We start from the raw sequence: 19226 nt of genomic DNA on the forward strand, positions 1-19226 counted from the left end.
CCCAGGTGCTTAGGTATACAGCTGTAAACAATTGCATGCAAAGCTATGTGCCTAAGCGTAAAGTTCAAAAAAATTCATTCAGTTCTGCTATGCGTCATCTACAACTATTGTGCTTAAAAATTTTCATGTGAAACATAAAAAATCATTCAGGTAGGGTGCATGCCTAGTTGAATGGTTTTTTTTATTTTATCTACTTTCAGTGGGTGTCTAAACACCTGTACCTGCCGCTACGCTTTCGGTACAAAGCCGATACCGGACACATTAGGCCTAAACATAATTGATTTATTATTTTGTTTATTTGAAATATCAGAAAATTGATGTATAATTGTATTAGAAATGGTTGAAGGAGTGATTGTGATGATTATAGGTACATTTTTTTTAGCAGTTGCATTACATGTAGGTATTGTTTTAACAGTAGACTTATTAACTAATCAGCAACACTCTACTACTACGTAAAGTAACCACTCATAATCGAAAAATAAAAGAATAGAATGCATCTAGGCAAAGTTATAAAATAGCTTTGTCTATTTTTTATGAACATGAAACAATTTATGTGAAAATTCGTCCATATACTGTAGAAAATGTTATACTATAAAAAAACAGTATCGGGGAATGAGCATGCAAGAAGAGAAAACAAGTAGTTTCAAACAGGATATAATATCCTATCTTAAAATTATTGTAATTACTGCTATAGTTGTTTTAGGCTGTAAGCAATTTTTATTTGCACCGATTAAAGTACAAGGGGCTTCTATGTACCCAACTTATCATGATAAGGATATTATTATTGTAAGTAAAATGAGTAAAATTGAACGCTTTGATCAAATTGTCTTTCAATCACCAACAGAGGATGAGTTATATATTAAACGAGTAATTGGCCTACCAGGTGATTCAGTTGAAATGAAAGACGATGTTTTATATGTAAATGGAAAAGCTTATAAAGAGGATTATGTGAATCGTCAAACAGATGATCCTAAGCAATTACGAATTACAGAAAATTTCACGTTAGAGCAATTAGTAAATGAGAAAAAGGTACCTGAAGGTAAGTATCTTGTACTCGGGGACAACCGTTTAAGAAGTTCTGATAGCCGCCATTATGGCTTAATTTCTAAAGATGCCGTATATGGTGAAGCTAAATTAACAATATATCCGTTTAATCGTTTCCATATTGGTTCAAAGTAAATTAAATAGGGACTTGCAGTGAAAAAGAGGCTACGTTAAGTAGCCTCTTTTTTTAGTCCGCTGATAAATCTTTGCAAACTTTATAAGTGGAATAATAGGAACAAACTGTTGAATTTTCAACCGTTTCTTTTATGGGGATTTGCTGTTTGCTCAGACTAGGAGAATTGATTGCTTGTTGATCGATTGAGAGCTCTTCTGTTATTGGTTCTACACCATAAAACAACAATAAAAAATAGCATACTAAACCTACTATTCGCAAACAATCACCTCACAATGTTCTGTTATATTAGTATGTATGGTCAAACTTGAAAAAATATAATTAAAATCTGAAATTTCTTTCTTTTAATATGGTTTTTTAGTAGGTAAGGGGTTGCACTTTAATGAATGAGAGTGCTATAGTGAACTAAGTTTATGGATGACAAGAAGAAATAATAAAAAAGTGTTGTCATGCAAATTTCAATATGCTAATATAGCTAACGTAAATATTTGATATGTATAACCTCAATAATATGGATTGAGGGTCTCTACCAGGAACCATAAAATCCTGACTACAAAAATCGTGCTTCATTTTTGTAGTCAGGATTTTTTTTTAACTTCTTTCATCAGTATCCAAACATACATTTGTAGCCGACGCTTCGCTTTCGCTACAAAAATCATTTGCTGAAAGAAGTTAAAGCCTCCGGCGGATGTCACGGAATCGGAAAGGAGTTCTTAGAGGATGTTAGCCTAAAATCATCGCATCCATGCGATAACGGCTAACTGACCTGCGTCGTGCAGGCCTATGCATAAAGCCGATTCCGGACGCAATTATGCCGAGGCATAATCCATATCTCCCTACAAAAATGAAAGTGTAACAGAAGGGTGATAATTATGAATTGGAGAGTTTACATTCTGGCCGTTACTACCTTTGCAGTAGGATTGGTGGAATTAATTGTAGGTGGTATATTACCAACAATTGCAAAAGATTTAAATGTGTCCTTATCAACAGCGGGACAATTAATTACAATATTTGCTCTCGTCTATGCGATATCTGCGCCTGTCCTTTTGTCATTAACCGCAAAAGTGGAACGGAAGCGCCTTTATCTTATTTCTTTATTTATTTTTACTTTAGGTAATCTTATGACGTATTTTAGTACGACATTCTTGATCGTCATGATTGCTAGAATTTTCACGGCGATGAGTACTGCATTGGTCATCGTCTTATCCTTAACAATTGCCACAAAAATTGTTGAACCAAGACATCGTGCAAAAGCGTTAGGGCTTGTTTTCATAGGTGTTAGTTCGGCACTTGTCATCGGTGTGCCAATTGGGATATTTGTTTCGGAAGCATTTGGATGGAGAGCTATATTTTTAGGAATTGCGCTTCTTTCAACTATATCTATGATTCTTATTGCGTTATTACTTGAAAAAATGCCAGTTGTAGAAATTGTCCCATTAAAGGCTCAAATTAAATCATTGGCGAATTTAAAAATCTTAAGTGCACAATTAACAACACTGTTTATGCTGGCTGGTCATTATATGCTTTATGCATATTTAACGCCATTTTTAGTAGAAGCATTTGATATGAATGCCTCTTGGATTAGTATCTGTTATCTAATCTTCGGAATAGCGTCTGTCAGTGGGAATGCTCTTGGTGGTTGGCTAAGTGACAAAATTGGTACTGGTAAAGCCATTCTAATTATTGTCTCTACATTTGCCGTTGTATTATTTAGTATTCCTTACACAATTATTGCTTTTCCACTCTTTTTAGTCGCGACAGTTTTATGGGGTGCACTTAGCTGGGCACTTACCCCTCCATTACAAAATTATTTAATAGAAACTGATCCAAAAACGTCTGATATTCAACAAAGCTTAAATACTGCTGCATTACAAATCGGTATATCTATCGGATCAGCTGTTGGTGGGGCTATGTTTGCTGTTACAGGATCTGCTAAGCATTTAGCGGGCTTCGGTGCCATTTTAGTTTTATGTGCTTTAGGCTGTGCCATTTTTTCTCTAAAAAGAGCGCCAGTTTCACATGGAGCTGAGTTAGGGATGAAATCGGCACATAACAACTCGTAATACACTCGATTACTTAATATCCGCAAATAAAGAAAGATAACTAAAATAAGATAATATTTGCAAGACTGGCCTATCGGGAGTCTATGCATGTGATGAAAGACATTTGGAATAGCTATATTCCAAATGTCTTTTTTTGTTCATATAGCTAGTAAGCGGAGGTTATTATGTTCGATATCGCTTCATTGTCATCGCGTTTTGTCTTGCATGAACTACCCGTAAAACCCTACTGATTCAAGTTTCACTTTATTTTATATGTTCAATATTAAACAAATATTTAATTTCTATATCGATTATTATCATACTGGAATAGGACAAGGAATAGATTGTTGTAGTTAAAGTATTTTAGGGGCTCAATAGATAGGGAGTCTGATGATTCAATACTATTTTTAGGATACATTATGTTCTCTCTGCCTAAGATAGATAATTCAAAGGGGTCTACTAATGGGAATCTAACTTGTTAACTAATAACAGCATTTTCTCAGGGATGCTGTGAGTTACTTAATTGGCATGATTGTCTAATAATTTCAAATGGAGGGGGAATCGAATGTCAGAATATCATCAACAATCATCAGCTGAAGTGATGAAAACTTTGAACGTGACAGATCAAGGATTGAGTGATTATGACGTTCAAAAGAGGCAGGAAGTATACGGCTATAATGTATTAGCGGAAGGAAAAAAAACAAGTGCATTCGCCGTTTTCTTTGGACAATTTAAAGATTTATTAGTCATTATTTTAATCATTGCTGCTTTCGTTTCATTTCTATTAGGAGAAGTAGGAAGCACCGTTGTCATTATGGTTGTCGTTATATTAAACGCTATCCTAGGTACTGTTCAGCATGTCAAGGCAGAACAGTCTTTGGATAATTTAAAAGCCTTAACCTCCCCAATTGCCAAAGTAATGCGAAATAATCAGCTAATAGAGATTGCTTCAGAAGATCTAGTCGTTGGAGATCTTCTTTATTTGGAGGCTGGCGATTATATCAATGCAGATGGGAGACTATTAGAAAGTCATAATTTGCATATCAATGAAAGCTCGCTGACAGGTGAATCAATCGCTGTGGGGAAAAGTGTTGATGCTATTAAGGAAAGCAATGTAACAGTTGCTGATAAAAAGAACATGGCATACTCTGGAAGCTATGTGACAACTGGTCGTGGTATTGTCATGGTTACAGCTATCGGAATGCAGACTGAAATCGGCAAAATTGCAAATTTACTAGATACTGCGAAAGAGAAGAAAACACCGCTACAAGTAAGTTTAGATCATTTCGGAGAAAAATTAGCTTTAGGGATTACGTTAATCTGTCTAGCTATTTTCGTAATTGACCTTGTTAGAGGACGTGCGCTTGTAGAATCGTTTATGTTTGCTGTTTCACTTGCCGTCGCAGCAATTCCAGAAGCGTTAAGCTCGATCGTTACTATTGTGCTAGCTTTTGGGACACAGAAAATGGCAAAGGAAAATGCCATTATTCGAAAGCTCTATGCTGTTGAAAGTCTTGGAAGTGTATCTGTCATTTGTTCAGATAAAACAGGAACATTAACAGAAAATAAAATGGTTGTTCAAGAGGTTTATGTGGATGAAAAAGTGATTCCACATGATCAGCTATACACTGAAAATACAGTTGAGAAAGATCTTATGTTAAAGGCAATATTATGTAGTGATGCTGTGGAAAGGGACGGTAAGGAAATCGGTGACCCTACTGAGCTGGCACTCGTAAAATTAGGGAAGCAATATGATTTTGACGAATTATTAGTAAGAGATTATTATCCAAGAGTGGCCGAAATTCCTTTTGATTCAGATAGAAAGCTCATGAGTACTGTGAACACTATCAATCAGCAATCTATTATGATTACAAAAGGAGCATTAGATGTCCTTCTTCCTAAAATTGTAAAGGTTGAAACTTCAAAAGGTATATTTAATATTACAAAACAACAACGCGAAAAAATCGAAGCGGTAAATCGTGAATTTTCTATAAAGGGGTTAAGGGTACTAGCAGTTGCCTACAAAGAGGTAAATGGACATCGAGCAATCGATGTAAGAGCTGAAAAAGATTTAATCTTTGTTGGTTTAGTCGCGATGATGGATCCTCCAAGAAAAGAATCTGAAGGTGCGGTTGAAAAATGTATAAAAGCTGGTATCAAGCCGGTGATGATTACAGGTGATCATAAAATTACGGCAACGGCTATTGCCAATCAAATTGGGATTTTAAATGATCCTTCTGAAGCGATTGAAGGGCATGAAATAGAAGGCTTAACAGATCAGCAGCTTCAAGAAAAGGTTAACGATTTTTCTGTTTATGCCCGAGTAACACCGGCTCAAAAAATTCGTATCGTGAAAGCGTGGCAAGAAAAAGGGCATGTCGTCGCCATGACAGGAGATGGTGTTAATGATGGTCCTGCGCTAAAACAATCCGACATTGGTGTGGCAATGGGAGTTACCGGCACAGAGGTCGCGAAGGATGCCTCCTCTATGATACTAACGGATGATAATTTTTCAACGATTGTAAAGGCTATTGCAAACGGTAGAAGTATTTATACGAATATCAAAAACGCTATTTTGTTCTTATTATCTGGGAATGCGGGTGCCATTTTTGTTGTTTTATATGCAACAATATTAGGTTTGCCAGTTCCTTTTGCACCTGTGCATCTATTATTTATTAACTTACTAACGGATAGTTTACCGGCGATTGCAATCGGTTTAGAGCCGAATAATAAAAAAACAATGAAGGACAAGCCTCGAAATATTCATGCACCATTATTAAATAAAGCATTTACTACTCAAGTGGTGCTCGAAGGAATATTAATTGCCATTTCGACAACGGTTGCCTTTGAAATCGGATTGTCAACTGGAGATACTTTAACGGCGAGCACGATGGCATTTACAACATTATGCTTGTCACGATTAGTGCATGGCTTCAATTCCAGAGCTAAAGAATCTATCTTCGCCATTGGACTATTTTCGAATAAATATACTTGGCTTGCATTCTTAATCGGTTTTTTAAGTTTACACGCAGTATTGTTTATTCCAATGCTTACAGGTGTGTTTGAAGTTGCCACATTAAGCACCGCACAATTAGGCTTTATTTATAGCTTGTCTGTGTTACCGTTCATCGTGAATCAGTGGTACAAGCTGTTGTTTGTGAGAAGTCGATAATGAGTAATAAATATTGAAGCTCTCGTTTTGTTGAAACGAGAGCTTTTTAGTGTTAAAAACCAGAAATTTTTGTGAATGAGGCGCTTGTGTAATGAAATGAAGATATCTTACTTAAATAAGGTATAGTCTTGGACAAAATGAGGAGTTGATTTCCGTTCCGACTGGTCGCTTTGCTGCTGACGCTTTCCAAGGGAAAGCGAGTAACATAGAACAGGAACCTTCCTCATTAAAGAGAAACATTAAATTGTTGTAGGAGCTAGTAGCCAGCCTTTGTCGTTACTGAGCCGTATTAGCTTTGCGCCAAGTATCGCATACCTCATATGAAGCTCACCGTATTTTGCAGTATGCTTCTTCTTCACAGACATTTCTAAAGCCTGACTGACTGAAATAACTGAAGAAGCTATATTCATCGATAAAATGGTGCTGATCTCTGTATCATTAATAGCTTTTTTCCCTCGTATATTTTTCATTTTCAATTTTCCATAGTCGATCGATGTAGTAGGGGCAAGTATCCCATTTTCCTTTAATAACGCTGTTAGTTGTTTATTTTCCTCTTTTAAACATTGCACAAAATTCACAATAATAGCCTTCAGTTTTTTATCAACAGCGTGCTTGAAAAATGCATGATTTGAAGCTATATAACCATTATTTACGCCAATCTGCGTCCAAATCTTAAAAATTTCCTTATAGCGTAAAGATGTTAGATTTCCATTTGCCAATTCCATAAATACACATCCTAACTCATGTTCTCGTTCATTTATTTGAGATTAGGATGTGTTAATAAATGAAATTCTAATCATTTTTTACAATAAAATGGGTAATCGCGATGACAACGTAAAAGGATTCACACACAGTTTTGTGTATGAATCCTTTTTTTGCTCTTTGGAAGGTGGATGTCGATAAAAATTAAAAGTTGGGTGATAAAATGTGAAAGTTGATCGATAATTTCTGAAAGTGTTCCGATAAAACTAAAGAGTTGGATGTCATTTTGTAAAAACGTTTGTCTAGGGATCAGTTTATTCGACGCCCCCAGTCGGAACGGAAATCAGCTCCACGTTATGAGCTAAGGTTTTATTCCTTTAATTTCTTTCTTTTATAGCTATTAATAGTTGTTTTTAATGCAGCAAAGTTTCCGATAGCTGCATAACCATAAAAAAAGCCCATAAATATTCCAGCAATAAGATTATGTCTATGGCTAATGAAGATAGAAATAATCAAGCCAATAACAAGGGCGACTGCAGGAACATATTTAGGCTTAACGCGCATAAATACCTTAATTAGCTGTGTAATAAGTAACACTGCTGGAACGGCTATTACAGCATCCCAAAAATTTGTATGGATCACTGGAAATAATTCCATCTTCTACACCTCTTTTAGTAATAACGAAGCTATGACTTAAAATATAGATTTTCCTTTTTATTTATTTTTATGCAATGAAAGGTGTAGAGCTTATGATGTCGAGTCATACACTCGTATGAACAATTATGATTTTTCGTTTTTTGATTAATAATATGAGCCATAAGGATTCATATAAGGATTCATATTTGGATAGCGATATGGCGGATATGGGTTCAAAGGCATATATTTATTTTTATGTTCATGATGAGGATCATTTTGTTGCTTTTGATCTTTTTGATTTTCAGCAGTTGATTTTACACGGTTACAATCTTTAGGTGGACCGATATATGTTGATGGTACAACAGGCGCAATTGTTTTCTTCCACTGAGTTTCATCTAAACAATACGCGTGAGCCATGACATTGGAAGGTGTAAATTTCAATATATCTGAACCTAAAATAACGTCAGGAGTTGGAGAATCAAAAATAGCCAGTAAATGCGTGTCATTCTCAGTAGCTATTTCATAATGCCACCATCCTTGCGGTACATTGGCGACTTGGCCAGGCTCGATCGGATAGTTTTTAATCTCTTTTGTAAAGGGATTAAATATAGAAACAATCGCAGCACCGGAAATACAATAAACAAGTTCTGCTGCATTTTGATGATAGTGTGGCTCTATCATCTTATTCTTACTTAGAAAAATATCAAGCAAAGATGTATTTTCTAACGTATTTAATTGTTCTACACCTAGAATGTTTATAAAATTCCGATCATCTCTTTTAAAAAGAGTGTTGTCATTGACATCAGAGGTGAACTGTGTTGACGGTGAAGTATAGTCAATATTTGAGCTAATACTTACATCCTTTCTCTAGTTAAGTTTCAATACATGTCTTAAGCACAGAATATGTACAAAGCTATTTTAGGCTTACGCGAACGCCCATTATCTGCTTTCTTACAAAAAACATGTTGGCCAAAGCCTTCGAAAGTGGGCTCCGGTTGATGAAAGAACCCTATTAGGCGCAGCCTCATTTTAAAGAACTTTATAATTTTATGTTAGCATTTTACATCCTTTAATTGGTTCTTTTGAAAAATAATGAAACTCATTCTAATGAATTCTCGTCTAATAATTAAATTATAATTTTAGGAGGTAAATAATGAATTGAAAAAAATCCTTAGTAGTTGTAACAATGTATTATTTTGCGGACCAGTTTCAGAATTAAATTTGACTGAGCCGCTATTAGAAACAGTAAGGTTCAAGAGTAAGTATTCACCCTTATAAGATAGGAGAAGATTCGACATCAAACAAATTCTCAATAATTGTTATTTTGATAAAACGCTTATAAAGAAGATTATGTGACTACTGACTATGCAAAAGTTGAAAAGAAAATTGGTGAATTTTCGAGAATAAATGTTTATAATAGCATTTACCTAACTAATTTAGTTAGGTAAATGAGTTCTATAACTGTAAGGTATATTTTAATACTCTTGGATTGGATTTTTTTAAAAAAATCCAATCTTATTCTCGTCTATTAACTGAATCGAATTTTAGGAGGTAAATAAATGAGTAGTAAAAAAATCTCATTAGTAGTAGCAACAACGTTAGTATTTTGCGGATCAGTTTCAGGATTAAATTTGACTAAACCGGCATTAGCAGCACACAGTAATGTACACGATGTAAATATTCTCCCTTATAAAATATCAGAAGAACTAACTCGAAAGATTGAGGGAGCTTCGACATCGGATGTATTCTCAGTAATTGTTAGTTTTAATAAAATGCTCGACAAAGAAGACTATGCGAAACTTGAAAAGGAAATTGGCGAATTTTCAATAAGATATACTTATGATAGCGTTATTAGTGGTTTTGCTGGAGATTTAACCAAAGAGCAAATTTTATTGTTAAACAAAAATGCGTTTGTCACACTTATTGATTTAGACCAGGTAGTAACGAATTACGATGATATCATTGTTGAATCAACTTTTAGCAAGGATAAAAATGGATGGATCGGTGGATTTTCTGACTATCCATATAAAGATAAACTTCGTTATAAGCTCCGATTTTCTCTTAAGTCACTACCTAAAGAGATAAACAATAAACAAAAAGGTCTTTACTTAAGTGGATATAATGGAAGTGACGATTTATTTATGTTTGTTAAGAAGAAATTGGATACAAATGATCGATTAAAACCAAATACAAAATATAGTGTGACGTTTGATTTCGATATTGCCACTAATGCTGGAGATAAAATAGGCGTAGGTGGATCGCCTGGTGAAAGTGTATATGTGAAAATTGGTGCAACCAATACGGAACCAATCCCAGTTTTAGATAACACGGGATTTTATTTGATGAATATTGATAAAGGGAATCAAAAAAAAGAAGGTAAAGATGCATTTATGATTGGTGACTTGGCAAAGACGACAATAGATAAGAAGTATGAGTTAAAGCCTTTTAATAATAAACAACGCCCGTTTATTGTTGAAACTGATAAAAAAGGAGAACTGTGGTTATTTATTGGCACAGATTCTGCGTTTGAAGGTGTTACGAGTATCTATTATCCTCGTATTAAAGTAACCCTAAAAGAAGTGAAAGAATAGATTAACCTGAAAAGAAACAAGTAACCTTTCACATTAAAGAACTCTAATTCCATTAGTGGTAGTAACAACGTCAGTATTTTGTGGTTTAGTTGATGACAAAGCTGTTCTTCGTTTAAGGCTTAAATAAGTTTGGTTTTCTAAAGGCAAAGAATAAGGAATACGTTATACTCGGTCAAAAGTTTAATGATTTGATGAAATGAATTAATGAGATTAAATAACAAAAAGTTTCAGTTGATTAAGGACAGGAAGAAAAAAATTAGGGGGCCAATGCCATGAAAAAAGTACTTTTTATCTCCATGCTTTTAAGTTTCAGTATAATAAGTGCATGCTCTGATAAAGAAGAAAAACCCAATGTGCCGAGCAAGCCACAAGAGGCGCAAGAATCTAACGTGCCGAGCAAGCCGCAAGAGGAACAAGAATCTAACGTGCCAAACAAGTCACAAGAAGAGCATCAATCAAACGAAAATCAGGAACCGTCCAAAACAAATAAGGGAAACACAGAAGCATCTCTTACACAGGCGGGTGTACTAAAAAATATTAAGAACCAGCTTAAAACTAATTTATCTATAACTTTACCAAAAGGGCTACCGATAACAGAAGGTACATTTTTAACTGCAACAACGAAGGCTGAAGCTAACCAAGTTGAAATACTATTTTTTGAAAGTAAAAAGTATTTGCCAATCAATGATCCGAAGCTTAAAAATTCACAGTCAGCTACTGCTATTGCAAGGCTGGTAGTAAAGCAATATCAGAATGCTAAAGAAGCAAATGAGCAAATTGCTTTTATGAACTTCAGTCAAAATGGTGGTCAAGAGGTTGATCTTGGCTATAAAATTAAAGGTTATCAGGATGCAGGAGCTGGTTCTTTATGGACTGGTTGGAATGAGGGTAGATGGGCAATTGCGACACATACACGAACAGTCAATTCAGAAGCAGGTGTAAAACTTGCAAAACAGGCAGTCCAATTTCTAGAAACACATATGCTCCCAATTCCAAAACAAAATGGTTTTGCGCGCTTAGATGTTTATGAATCAGGGAATTCAATTGTTTGGCAGGACGAAAAACTGGTCTATACGCTTGATTCAATCAAAGAGCCACTTAAAGCTCTTGAAATTGCCATAGCTTTTTACCATTAACGAATCTTAATAGAATGCTATAACCCACTTAATCTAACTAAATTAGTTAGGTAATGATGCTACGATAAAGCGCCTGTGGTTGAATCGACACAGGCGCATTTTATGTAAAAAGCTTATTTGGTATTGCCTATGAAATAGAACAACTTATAAATAGTTTCAGTACACCATTTTTGCTAATAGGTGAAGTTGCAGGGAAAATGATTTAAATTCCTAGTGCCATTACAGGAGTGGGTATTGCAGAACCAAGTTGGGATTTTGCAACATCAGAAAGTATGCTACAACACAAGATAATCCAACATATGTAAATATGAAGTAGTTTATTATACAGTAACGAATATGTATGTAAGGGGCAGTACGACGTAAGCATACATAAGATTGGAGTAAATAAATGAATACAGATGAAACTAAAAAAGGTACGATTAAATTTAGAAAAAGTCTAATTTTTAAAATGATTTTAGCTGTAGCTATCAGTTTATATATCAGTTCTCATATCTCAAATTTTATTAATGATCAAATTGATAAAGTAGATAAAATCAATGGTAGTCTTGAAGTTACCATCAATACTTTTGTATCCTTATTTATTGGAACATTCATTATTTCTTTATGTACACGATTTATAGTTATTAAGCGAATTGACAAGGTATTAAATGCGATGACATTTGCTGCTAAAGGTGACCTAACGATACGCCTTGAGGATAAATCTAAAGATGAAATTGGACAGTTATCCTATTATTTTAATAATATGATTGATAACATAGAAACAGTGATTCAAAAGGCGAAGAAAGCTTCTTTGAAAGTATCGTCTTATACAGAGGAGTTTACATCAATTGCTGATCAAAATAGTTCCTCAGTTGAGAAAATAGCCAATTTCAATAAGGGAATCGTATCTGGATCAGATGTTCAGGTGAATAATATCAGAATCGTTTCAAGCTATTAATGAAGAAATGAGAAATGTATCACATGCAGTACAAGCAGTTTCAGATGTAGCGGGTGAGACTAATTTAAAAGCTGATTTAGGGTTGTCATTAATTGAAATATCAATTGATAAAATGAACACAATTAACGCTTCTGTAAAAGAATCAACGGATGTTGTCAATGCTTTAGGGGAAAAATCACAAGAAATTAGAACGATTTTAGAGCTTATAACACGTATTACTTATCAAACAAACTTACTAGCAATAAATGCTTCTATTGAAGCAGCTCAAGCTGGTGAAGCAGGAAAAGGTTTTGCAGTGGTAGCTGATAGGGTTAGAAAATTAGCAGAAGAAGCAGGGAAGGCTACGTATGATATCAAAATATTAATTGATGACATTCTAAGCAAAACATCTAGTGCTGTTAAATCGATTAATAATGGTTCGCAATTTGTTGATGAAGGTAGAGAAGTAGTAGAACAATCAGGTGAAGCATTTAAAGACATTGTAGAGTATATTTATCAAATTAGCGTTGCTACAGATGAAGTCAAAAGTATTGTGCTAAATGTAAATAAACAAGCAAATAAAACCAATGAAGCAATTGTTGAAATTGCTGAAGTTGCAGAGGATACATCTTCAAGCTTACAAATTATTGCATTATCGATTGAGCAACAAACAGCTTCTAATGAAGAAATAGCTAGTTATGCAAGCGTATTAGATAAAATGTCAAGTGAAATAATTGACGAAATCAGTAGGTTTAAAATTAAACATAACTAAAGGTAGTATAGTATTGCTTCAAAATACATATCAAATGATATTTAAAAAAACTGAATGCTAGATTCAAGGGCACTGAAAAAGTCCATATCCTCTCACATTGCGAGGTATTCAACGATTTAATCGTTGAATACCTCGCTTTTTTCATTTGGCACTGTGATTCTACTGTTGTTTTCCGAAGCATTCCGCTCGCTTTCCGCGGACGGGCGATGAGCCTCCTCCTACGCTTCGCTTCGTGCGGGGTCTCGTCTGTCTCGCTTTCCCGCAGGAGTCGAGCGATGCTTCTCCAAACAACGCAATGTATCATACTATTATTTTAGAAGTAAATTGCCATTTCCTAACATATGGAAAAGTATCTATTCTTACAATTGAGTAAGAATAGAGAATAAATAGTTAGATAACAGTTATTCAAATATAAAGAATATCTAGTCTATAATTTAGACATCTAGTAAAAAGGAGAAAGAAAATGAAAAAAATTATAAGTTTATTTTAGTTATCGCTATTTTTATAGGTATAGGATTCGGAGTAAAACGTTATATTCAAGGACCACCACAACCGGCCAATGGAATTTTAGTTATCAGTACAGAAGAAGATGTAAATAAAGTTAAGCAGGGATATAAAAATAAAACCAAACAAACTGATGATTACAAAGCGAAGTTCATCGTAACAAAAAAAGGTGAATCAGAACGTGAGTATATGGTTATTAACAAAACTACTGCTGAACAAGTAGTTAAGAAAGGAATTATTAGAGCAAGATAAGAACCAGACAGTGTGTCTACCATTTCAGACCCTGTTAATGAAATTAAAGATTTACCTGGTTCACTAAATTTGTTCTATTCTATAAGTGATTATGATTTGATAGATAGCCAGATAGATTTGAATGGACAAATGATACTTGTAAGTTATATTAAGAATCAAATATGGGTCGGATATATGGCTTTGGATTTTGTTATTCTAAATGACAAAACTTACATAAAAGATTGAGTTTTAATGATGAAAGGATGGGTCATATGGAAGTTGTACGCATGGAGAATATAGTGAAAAGTTATGGGGAAGGCAATAACAGGGTAGATGCATTAAAAGGAATTAATCTTTCTATTCAGCAAGGCGAGTTTGTCTCAATCGTCGGTGCTTCTGGTTCTGGTAAAAGTACTCTACTTCATATTTTAGGTGGTTTGGACCACCCTAGTTCTGGGAAGGTATTCATTGGGGATAATGATATTTATAAATATTCAGATAATGAGCTGTCAGTATTCAGAAGAAGAAAAGTCGGGTTCATTTTTCAATTCTTTAATTTGCTACCGGTATTAAATGTCCAAGAAAATATTGCTTTACCTACGTTATTGGATAGTGAATCTATAGATATGGAGTATTTAAATGAAATCATTAATATCCTGGGGCTTCAAGAACGTAAGGATCACTTACCTTCCGAACTATCTGGAGGGCAACAGCAACGGGTTTCAATCGGCAGGGCGCTTATTAATCGTCCGCATTTGATACTTGCTGATGAGCCTACAGGTAATCTAGATACTCGAAATACGAAAGAAGTGATGGATTTATTTAGATTCACTGCAAAGAAATACAATCAAACCATTGTAATGATTACTCATGATCTAACGATAGCATCAGCTTCGGATCGGATTATCACTATACAAGATGGTGAAATCATTTCTGACCAACGACTGACTGCGAAAGAGTCACTGACCGGAGGGAATGATTTTGATCAATAGTTATAAGCAACTAGGTACTAAGTATTTAAAAGGGAATATGAAACGAACAATTTTGACCTTGGTTGGAATCGTACTCTCTGTAGCGTTAATTTCAACTATTGGTCTATATATGAAAGGATCTCAACTCGCTCGAATTGAGAACATGAAGAAATTAAACGGTGTTTCTTTTCATGTTGGTATTTCAGATTACGATGAAGAAATATTAAATAAAATCAGATTTAATCCCCAAGTTGAATCGTTTGGTTTAATGTCTGAAGGGGACATCTTTCCACTTGGAGAGGTTTCTGCGCAAATTAATTTCGCGGATCATCACGCCTTAAATTTTCTAACCTACAGTCTTCTGGATGGAAAATTACCAACCAATGCTCATGAAGCCGCTATCGATTCCTGGTTAATTCCTTCTATAAAAAAAGATCTCCGATTAGGTGATTCATTTGAACTGGATGGACAATCATATAAACTGGTCGGTTTACTAAATAATAGCGAGTTTACACAAAAAAATAAACAGGGGAGATTATTAACGTATAAAAGCGAGTTTGCTATTGGAGAGGGAAGGATATTAATAGAAATTAACGAGAAGGCAGATTTTAATGAGGTTTTAGACGAATTAAACTCAATTACTGAAGACAATAACATTGCTATTAATACTGATTTGATTCGAGCTTTGAAACCGGAATCGGATCAATCGATTTTGGCTATTCTAGTAGTTGTAGTTAGCATTGTTGTAATTACGACAATTGTTGTTATTTATAACGCTTTTCAAATCAGTATCGTAGAGGGAATGAAGCAGTTCGGCTTGTTGAGAAGCATCGGTGCTACACGAAAACAAATTCGACAAATTGTCATGAAAGAAGCTGCGGTTCTTGCTTTCATAGCCATACCAATTGGGATTGTATGCAGCTTATTGGCGCTTGCTATTCTCCAAGCTTTTTTCTGGATTTTATTAGACAAAGGCTCATATTCCTTTTTCAATATTGATTGGAAGATAGTATTTACTAGTTCGATTCTTACTCTGATAGCTGTATTAGTGTCCAGTTACTACCCCGCCTTTTTCGCAGGAAGAATATCACCATTGTTGGCAATTAGCAGTAGATTGTCAATAAAAAAAGAGAGAATCAAAAAACAAAATAATAAAGTGCTAAGAAAGCCTTTTTCGTTCCCATTAAGTATGGCCATTAAAAATGTAAAAAGAAATAAAAATCGTTATGTCGTTACTATTTTATCAATCATTATAAGTAGTGTATTGTTTATTACTTTTTCATCTTTAATGAACATCGCATTATCATCCAAACTTGTGAACGATCCGTCCGAATCGGATCTTACAATCTATTTACAAGCAGAAAATAATGTTTCTTCTGAAAATCTGGAAGTTTTAGAACAATTAAAGTTGATTAAAAATGTATCCGAGGTTTCCGAACAAGACTTAAGTATTAAGATTGAATTGAAGGATACAAATCAATCTATCGCGACTGTTGAAGACATCCAGAAGACTATTGGAAAAAAACACGATATTGCAGTGGTCAATAACTTTGAAGAGAATAAAGCCAAAAATGAAGAAGCTCTCACCATCAAAGTTCTTGTATATGCTTTTATTGTGGTCGTTTCTTTAATTGGCAGTTTAAATATACTTAATACAATTACTATAAGTATCATGATTAGACGGAAAGAGCTGGCTGCATTAAAATCCATAGGCATGTCCCAAAGAGATTTGAAAAAAATGATTATTTATGAAGCATTGATTTACGGTTTTTCTGGAAGCTTGCAAGGTATTTTTTACGGTTGTATACTTTCATATGTTATATACACGGCTGCATCGGGTCACTTTCATGTTGAATGGTCGATTCCCTATAATGCTTGTATCATTACGTTTGCTGCAGCTTTGTTAATCAGTTATTTATCTGTTCTGCTACCGCTGAGAAGAGTCCAACAGGATAATATTATAGATATGATAAGAGAAGAGTAATACCTATGACCTGGCTACTTATAGTCAGGTTATTCTGATTTGGTGGTAAATGTTAATATGGAGTGAGAGGAAGGAGAAGATATATTTGAATAAAATACTACTTGTAGAAGACGATGAAGCGCTCGGTCTAGCCATTGAATTTTCATTAAGAAATGAAAGGTATGAGGTGATTAGAGCCACTAGTGTAAAAGAAGCGAAAAGCCAATTTAATGATAATACTTTTGACTTGGCTATTTTAGATATCAACCTTCCAGATGGAAATGGTTATGATTTATGCTTACACTTCAAAAACCAAAATAATGCAACAGCTATTATTTTTTTAACGGCTCTTGATGAAGAAGCAAATGTGGTAATGGGGCTAGATATAGGCGGAGATGATTATATAACAAAACCTTTTCGAGTTAGAGAACTTATGTCGAGAGTAAGAGTGCAATTACGCAAACAAGCTAGGGTGGAAGAAATCTCAATGATTTTAATATCTGAAAATATAAAAGTGGATATGAACCAAGTAAAGGTATATAAAAATCAAGGAATTGTTTCATTAACAAGCTTAGAATATAAGCTTTTGTTAACTTTTATGAAAAACGCTCACAAAATATTAGAAAGAGATGAAATCCTACTGAAAATAACAGAAGAAGATGATGTTTTTTTTGGTGAAAATACGTTATCTGTATACATAATGCGTTTAAGAGAAAAAATTGAAGATGACCCCAAAAATCCTCAGTTTATCATTACTAAAAGAGGATTAGGATATCATTGGGATAAGGATGTGAACCGAGAATAGATGATGAAAAATACCGAATTGAAAGGTTATATGATAATACTGGTGGTTTTATTTTCTCTATTTATGGTTTATCAGTTAATTTCACATCAAATATTTTACAATCATTTAAAAATGGATTCTATTACAGCCTGGGGAGAAATATCCGCCAAATTGATTGAACAAAATCCTGAGAATGAAGCAGAAATTATGAAAGTTTTAACAAGTAATTCTTCTGATTCAAGTGAGTATCAGGAGAAAGGGAGAGAAATCTTTAGACAGTATGGATTATACGAAGATTTGGAAACGAAATTTTTTCCACTTTTAAATAACCATATTTCTAGCTTTAATCAAACAATATTATGGGGAATGATTTGTTTCGGATTAATACTGTTTCTAGCAAACTATATACAATACAAGATTATTTTCAATAAAATTAAGCAACTTACATCAACTGCTAAGAAAATAATTGATGGAGATTACTCAGTTACAATAAATGAAAATAAAGAAGGAGAAATCGCCAAATTAGCTGTTTCATTCCGCTCTATGAAAGACATAATTAGAAAAAATATGAAGGATTTACTTGGTGAGAAGGAATTTTTAGGACAAATGTTGCAAGACATATCCCATCAATTAAAAACGCCACTTTCAACTATATCAATCTATAATGAAATGTTATTGAATGAAGACTTGCCCCGTCAACAACAAGTTCAATTATTGCAAAATAATGAAATTCAAATCTCCAGAATGAATGTCTTGATTCAAAACTTGTTAAAAGTAGCGAAAATTGATGCCAAAGCTGTTTCATTTGATAAAGAATCTTTAAACTTGGTGGAGACCATTCATGAAGTTTTGAATCGTTTGGAAAATATAATCAATGAAAGGAATTTGTCAATTGACTGGGACGGGACGGAGGAAGTAGTGGTTACCCACGATAAATTATGGATGCAAGAAGCTTTGGTGAACTTGCTAAAGAATGCGATTGAGCATTCCAAACCTGATGATACAATCACAATTCAAGTTAATGATACACCGATTTATACAGAGCTCATAATTCAAGATTTTGGAGAAGGGATTGCTGCTGAAGACTTACCAAATATCTTTAATCGGTTCTACAAAGCAAGCACTTCTAAAAAACATGACTCGACTGGGATTGGCTTGGCTTTAACTAAAGCGATTATTGAAGCGCATCATGCCTTGATTAAAGTTGAAAGTGAGAAAAATGTTTATACAAAGTTTACAATTACCTTTATAAAATTCTAAATTTTTTAAAATTATATCATATCGAGGAGTCGCTCCCTTTGATAGAATCCATATCACCTTGTCTGATACTTCAGAAAAGGATATTTCTGAAAAAAACGTATGCAATGTAGACGGTAGAGTTAGTTTTTTGTTCAACTAACAGGTGGTTAGTTGAAGAAGGTTCATTTAATTGATCAAACTTTTTAAGGAATGTTCATTCAAAAAGAAAAGAATCCATTTTGATTAATCTCTTTATTAAAATGGATTTTTTATTTACTGTAAAATCTGTGTTTGTCATTATTTTGTAAAATTTTAGAAAAATGTACATTCAATGGCTTGATAATTTGTATAAAATGGTTTATATTGATATCAAATGATATATTTATCTAT

General features: G+C 34.1%; 17 protein-coding genes and 1 riboswitch. Of the genes, 13 read left to right on the forward strand and 4 right to left on the reverse strand.

Going from position 1 to position 19226, the window contains the following annotated elements; all coding sequences use genetic code 11:
• Positions 1–357 precede the first annotated feature (357 nt).
• Positions 358–456, forward strand: coding sequence for a transcriptional regulator (locus AC3WSK_RS22435; protein ID WP_386830290.1), 99 nt, complete (start codon positions 358–360; stop codon positions 454–456).
• Between the two features lie 162 nt (positions 457–618).
• On the forward strand, positions 619–1179 hold the full coding sequence (gene lepB, locus AC3WSK_RS22440; RefSeq protein WP_492414515.1) for a signal peptidase I: 561 nt from the start codon (positions 619–621) through the stop codon (positions 1177–1179).
• Positions 1180–1231: 52 nt separating this feature from the next.
• Here the strand turns inward: lepB and AC3WSK_RS22445 are convergent, their stop codons facing one another.
• A complete protein-coding gene (locus AC3WSK_RS22445) occupies positions 1232–1438 on the reverse strand; it encodes a hypothetical protein (RefSeq protein ID WP_492414514.1) in 207 nt (68 codons plus the stop codon).
• A 212-nt stretch (positions 1439–1650) separates the two neighbouring features.
• Positions 1651–1750, forward strand: a riboswitch (purine riboswitch).
• 299 nt (positions 1751–2049) lie between these two features.
• Between AC3WSK_RS22445 and AC3WSK_RS22450 the strand changes: the two genes are divergently transcribed.
• Both AC3WSK_RS22450 and AC3WSK_RS22455 read left to right on the forward strand, forming a co-directional pair.
• Positions 2050–3240, forward strand: coding sequence for an MFS transporter (locus AC3WSK_RS22450; RefSeq protein ID WP_079561294.1), 1191 nt, complete (start codon positions 2050–2052; stop codon positions 3238–3240).
• A 544-nt stretch (positions 3241–3784) separates the two neighbouring features.
• Positions 3785–6391 (forward strand): cation-translocating P-type ATPase, encoded by a 2607-nt coding sequence (locus tag AC3WSK_RS22455; protein WP_492414513.1) that lies wholly within the window; start codon positions 3785–3787, stop codon positions 6389–6391.
• 239 nt (positions 6392–6630) lie between these two features.
• On the opposite strand, the gene AC3WSK_RS22460 is transcribed toward AC3WSK_RS22455, so the two are convergent.
• From AC3WSK_RS22460 to AC3WSK_RS22470, 3 genes are all read right to left on the reverse strand, one after another.
• Complete coding sequence (locus tag AC3WSK_RS22460; protein WP_492414512.1) at positions 6631–7116, reverse strand: DUF3231 family protein; 486 nt, start codon at positions 7114–7116, stop codon at positions 6631–6633.
• A gap of 346 nt (positions 7117–7462) precedes the next feature.
• Positions 7463–7750, reverse strand: a complete 288-nt coding sequence (locus AC3WSK_RS22465; protein ID WP_427482317.1) for a hypothetical protein — start codon at positions 7748–7750, stop codon at positions 7463–7465.
• Between the two features lie 144 nt (positions 7751–7894).
• On the reverse strand, positions 7895–8581 hold the full coding sequence (locus tag AC3WSK_RS22470) for a cupin domain-containing protein (protein WP_079561298.1): 687 nt from the start codon (positions 8579–8581) through the stop codon (positions 7895–7897).
• Between the two features lie 707 nt (positions 8582–9288).
• On the opposite strand from AC3WSK_RS22470, the gene AC3WSK_RS22475 reads away from it, so the two are divergent.
• The 9 genes from AC3WSK_RS22475 (at position 9289) to AC3WSK_RS22515 (ending at position 18857) form a co-directional block, all read left to right on the forward strand.
• Positions 9289–10320 carry a protease inhibitor I9 family protein gene (locus AC3WSK_RS22475; protein ID WP_492414511.1) on the forward strand — a complete coding sequence of 344 codons (1032 nt, stop codon included), beginning with the start codon at positions 9289–9291 and terminating at the stop codon, positions 10318–10320.
• A 272-nt stretch (positions 10321–10592) separates the two neighbouring features.
• Positions 10593–11456 carry a hypothetical protein gene (locus AC3WSK_RS22480; protein ID WP_427482321.1) on the forward strand — a complete coding sequence of 288 codons (864 nt, stop codon included), beginning with the start codon at positions 10593–10595 and terminating at the stop codon, positions 11454–11456.
• A 388-nt stretch (positions 11457–11844) separates the two neighbouring features.
• On the forward strand, positions 11845–12393 hold the full coding sequence (locus tag AC3WSK_RS22485) for a HAMP domain-containing protein (protein WP_427482323.1): 549 nt from the start codon (positions 11845–11847) through the stop codon (positions 12391–12393).
• A 7-nt stretch (positions 12394–12400) separates the two neighbouring features.
• The gene (locus AC3WSK_RS22490; protein ID WP_427482325.1) at positions 12401–13144 is read left to right on the forward strand and encodes a methyl-accepting chemotaxis protein; all 744 of its coding nucleotides are present in this window, start codon (positions 12401–12403) and stop codon (positions 13142–13144) included.
• Between the two features lie 573 nt (positions 13145–13717).
• Entirely contained in the window at positions 13718–13900 is a 183-nt protein-coding gene (locus AC3WSK_RS22495; RefSeq protein WP_368483748.1) for a lipoprotein BA_5634 family protein, read from the forward strand.
• A 251-nt stretch (positions 13901–14151) separates the two neighbouring features.
• Complete coding sequence (locus AC3WSK_RS22500) at positions 14152–14871, forward strand: ABC transporter ATP-binding protein (protein WP_079561302.1); 720 nt, start codon at positions 14152–14154, stop codon at positions 14869–14871.
• Positions 14861–16834 carry an ABC transporter permease gene (locus AC3WSK_RS22505; RefSeq protein ID WP_492414510.1) on the forward strand — a complete coding sequence of 658 codons (1974 nt, stop codon included), beginning with the start codon at positions 14861–14863 and terminating at the stop codon, positions 16832–16834. The genes AC3WSK_RS22500 and AC3WSK_RS22505 overlap by 11 nt, the downstream gene beginning before the upstream one ends.
• Positions 16835–16919: 85 nt before the next feature.
• Entirely contained in the window at positions 16920–17618 is a 699-nt protein-coding gene (locus AC3WSK_RS22510) for a response regulator transcription factor (protein ID WP_079561304.1), read from the forward strand.
• 3 nt (positions 17619–17621) lie between these two features.
• Entirely contained in the window at positions 17622–18857 is a 1236-nt protein-coding gene (locus tag AC3WSK_RS22515) for a HAMP domain-containing sensor histidine kinase (protein WP_492414536.1), read from the forward strand.
• Positions 18858–19226: the final 369 nt, after the last annotated feature.

This window comes from Lysinibacillus sp. EB271-A1-10B (genome assembly GCF_058791335.1).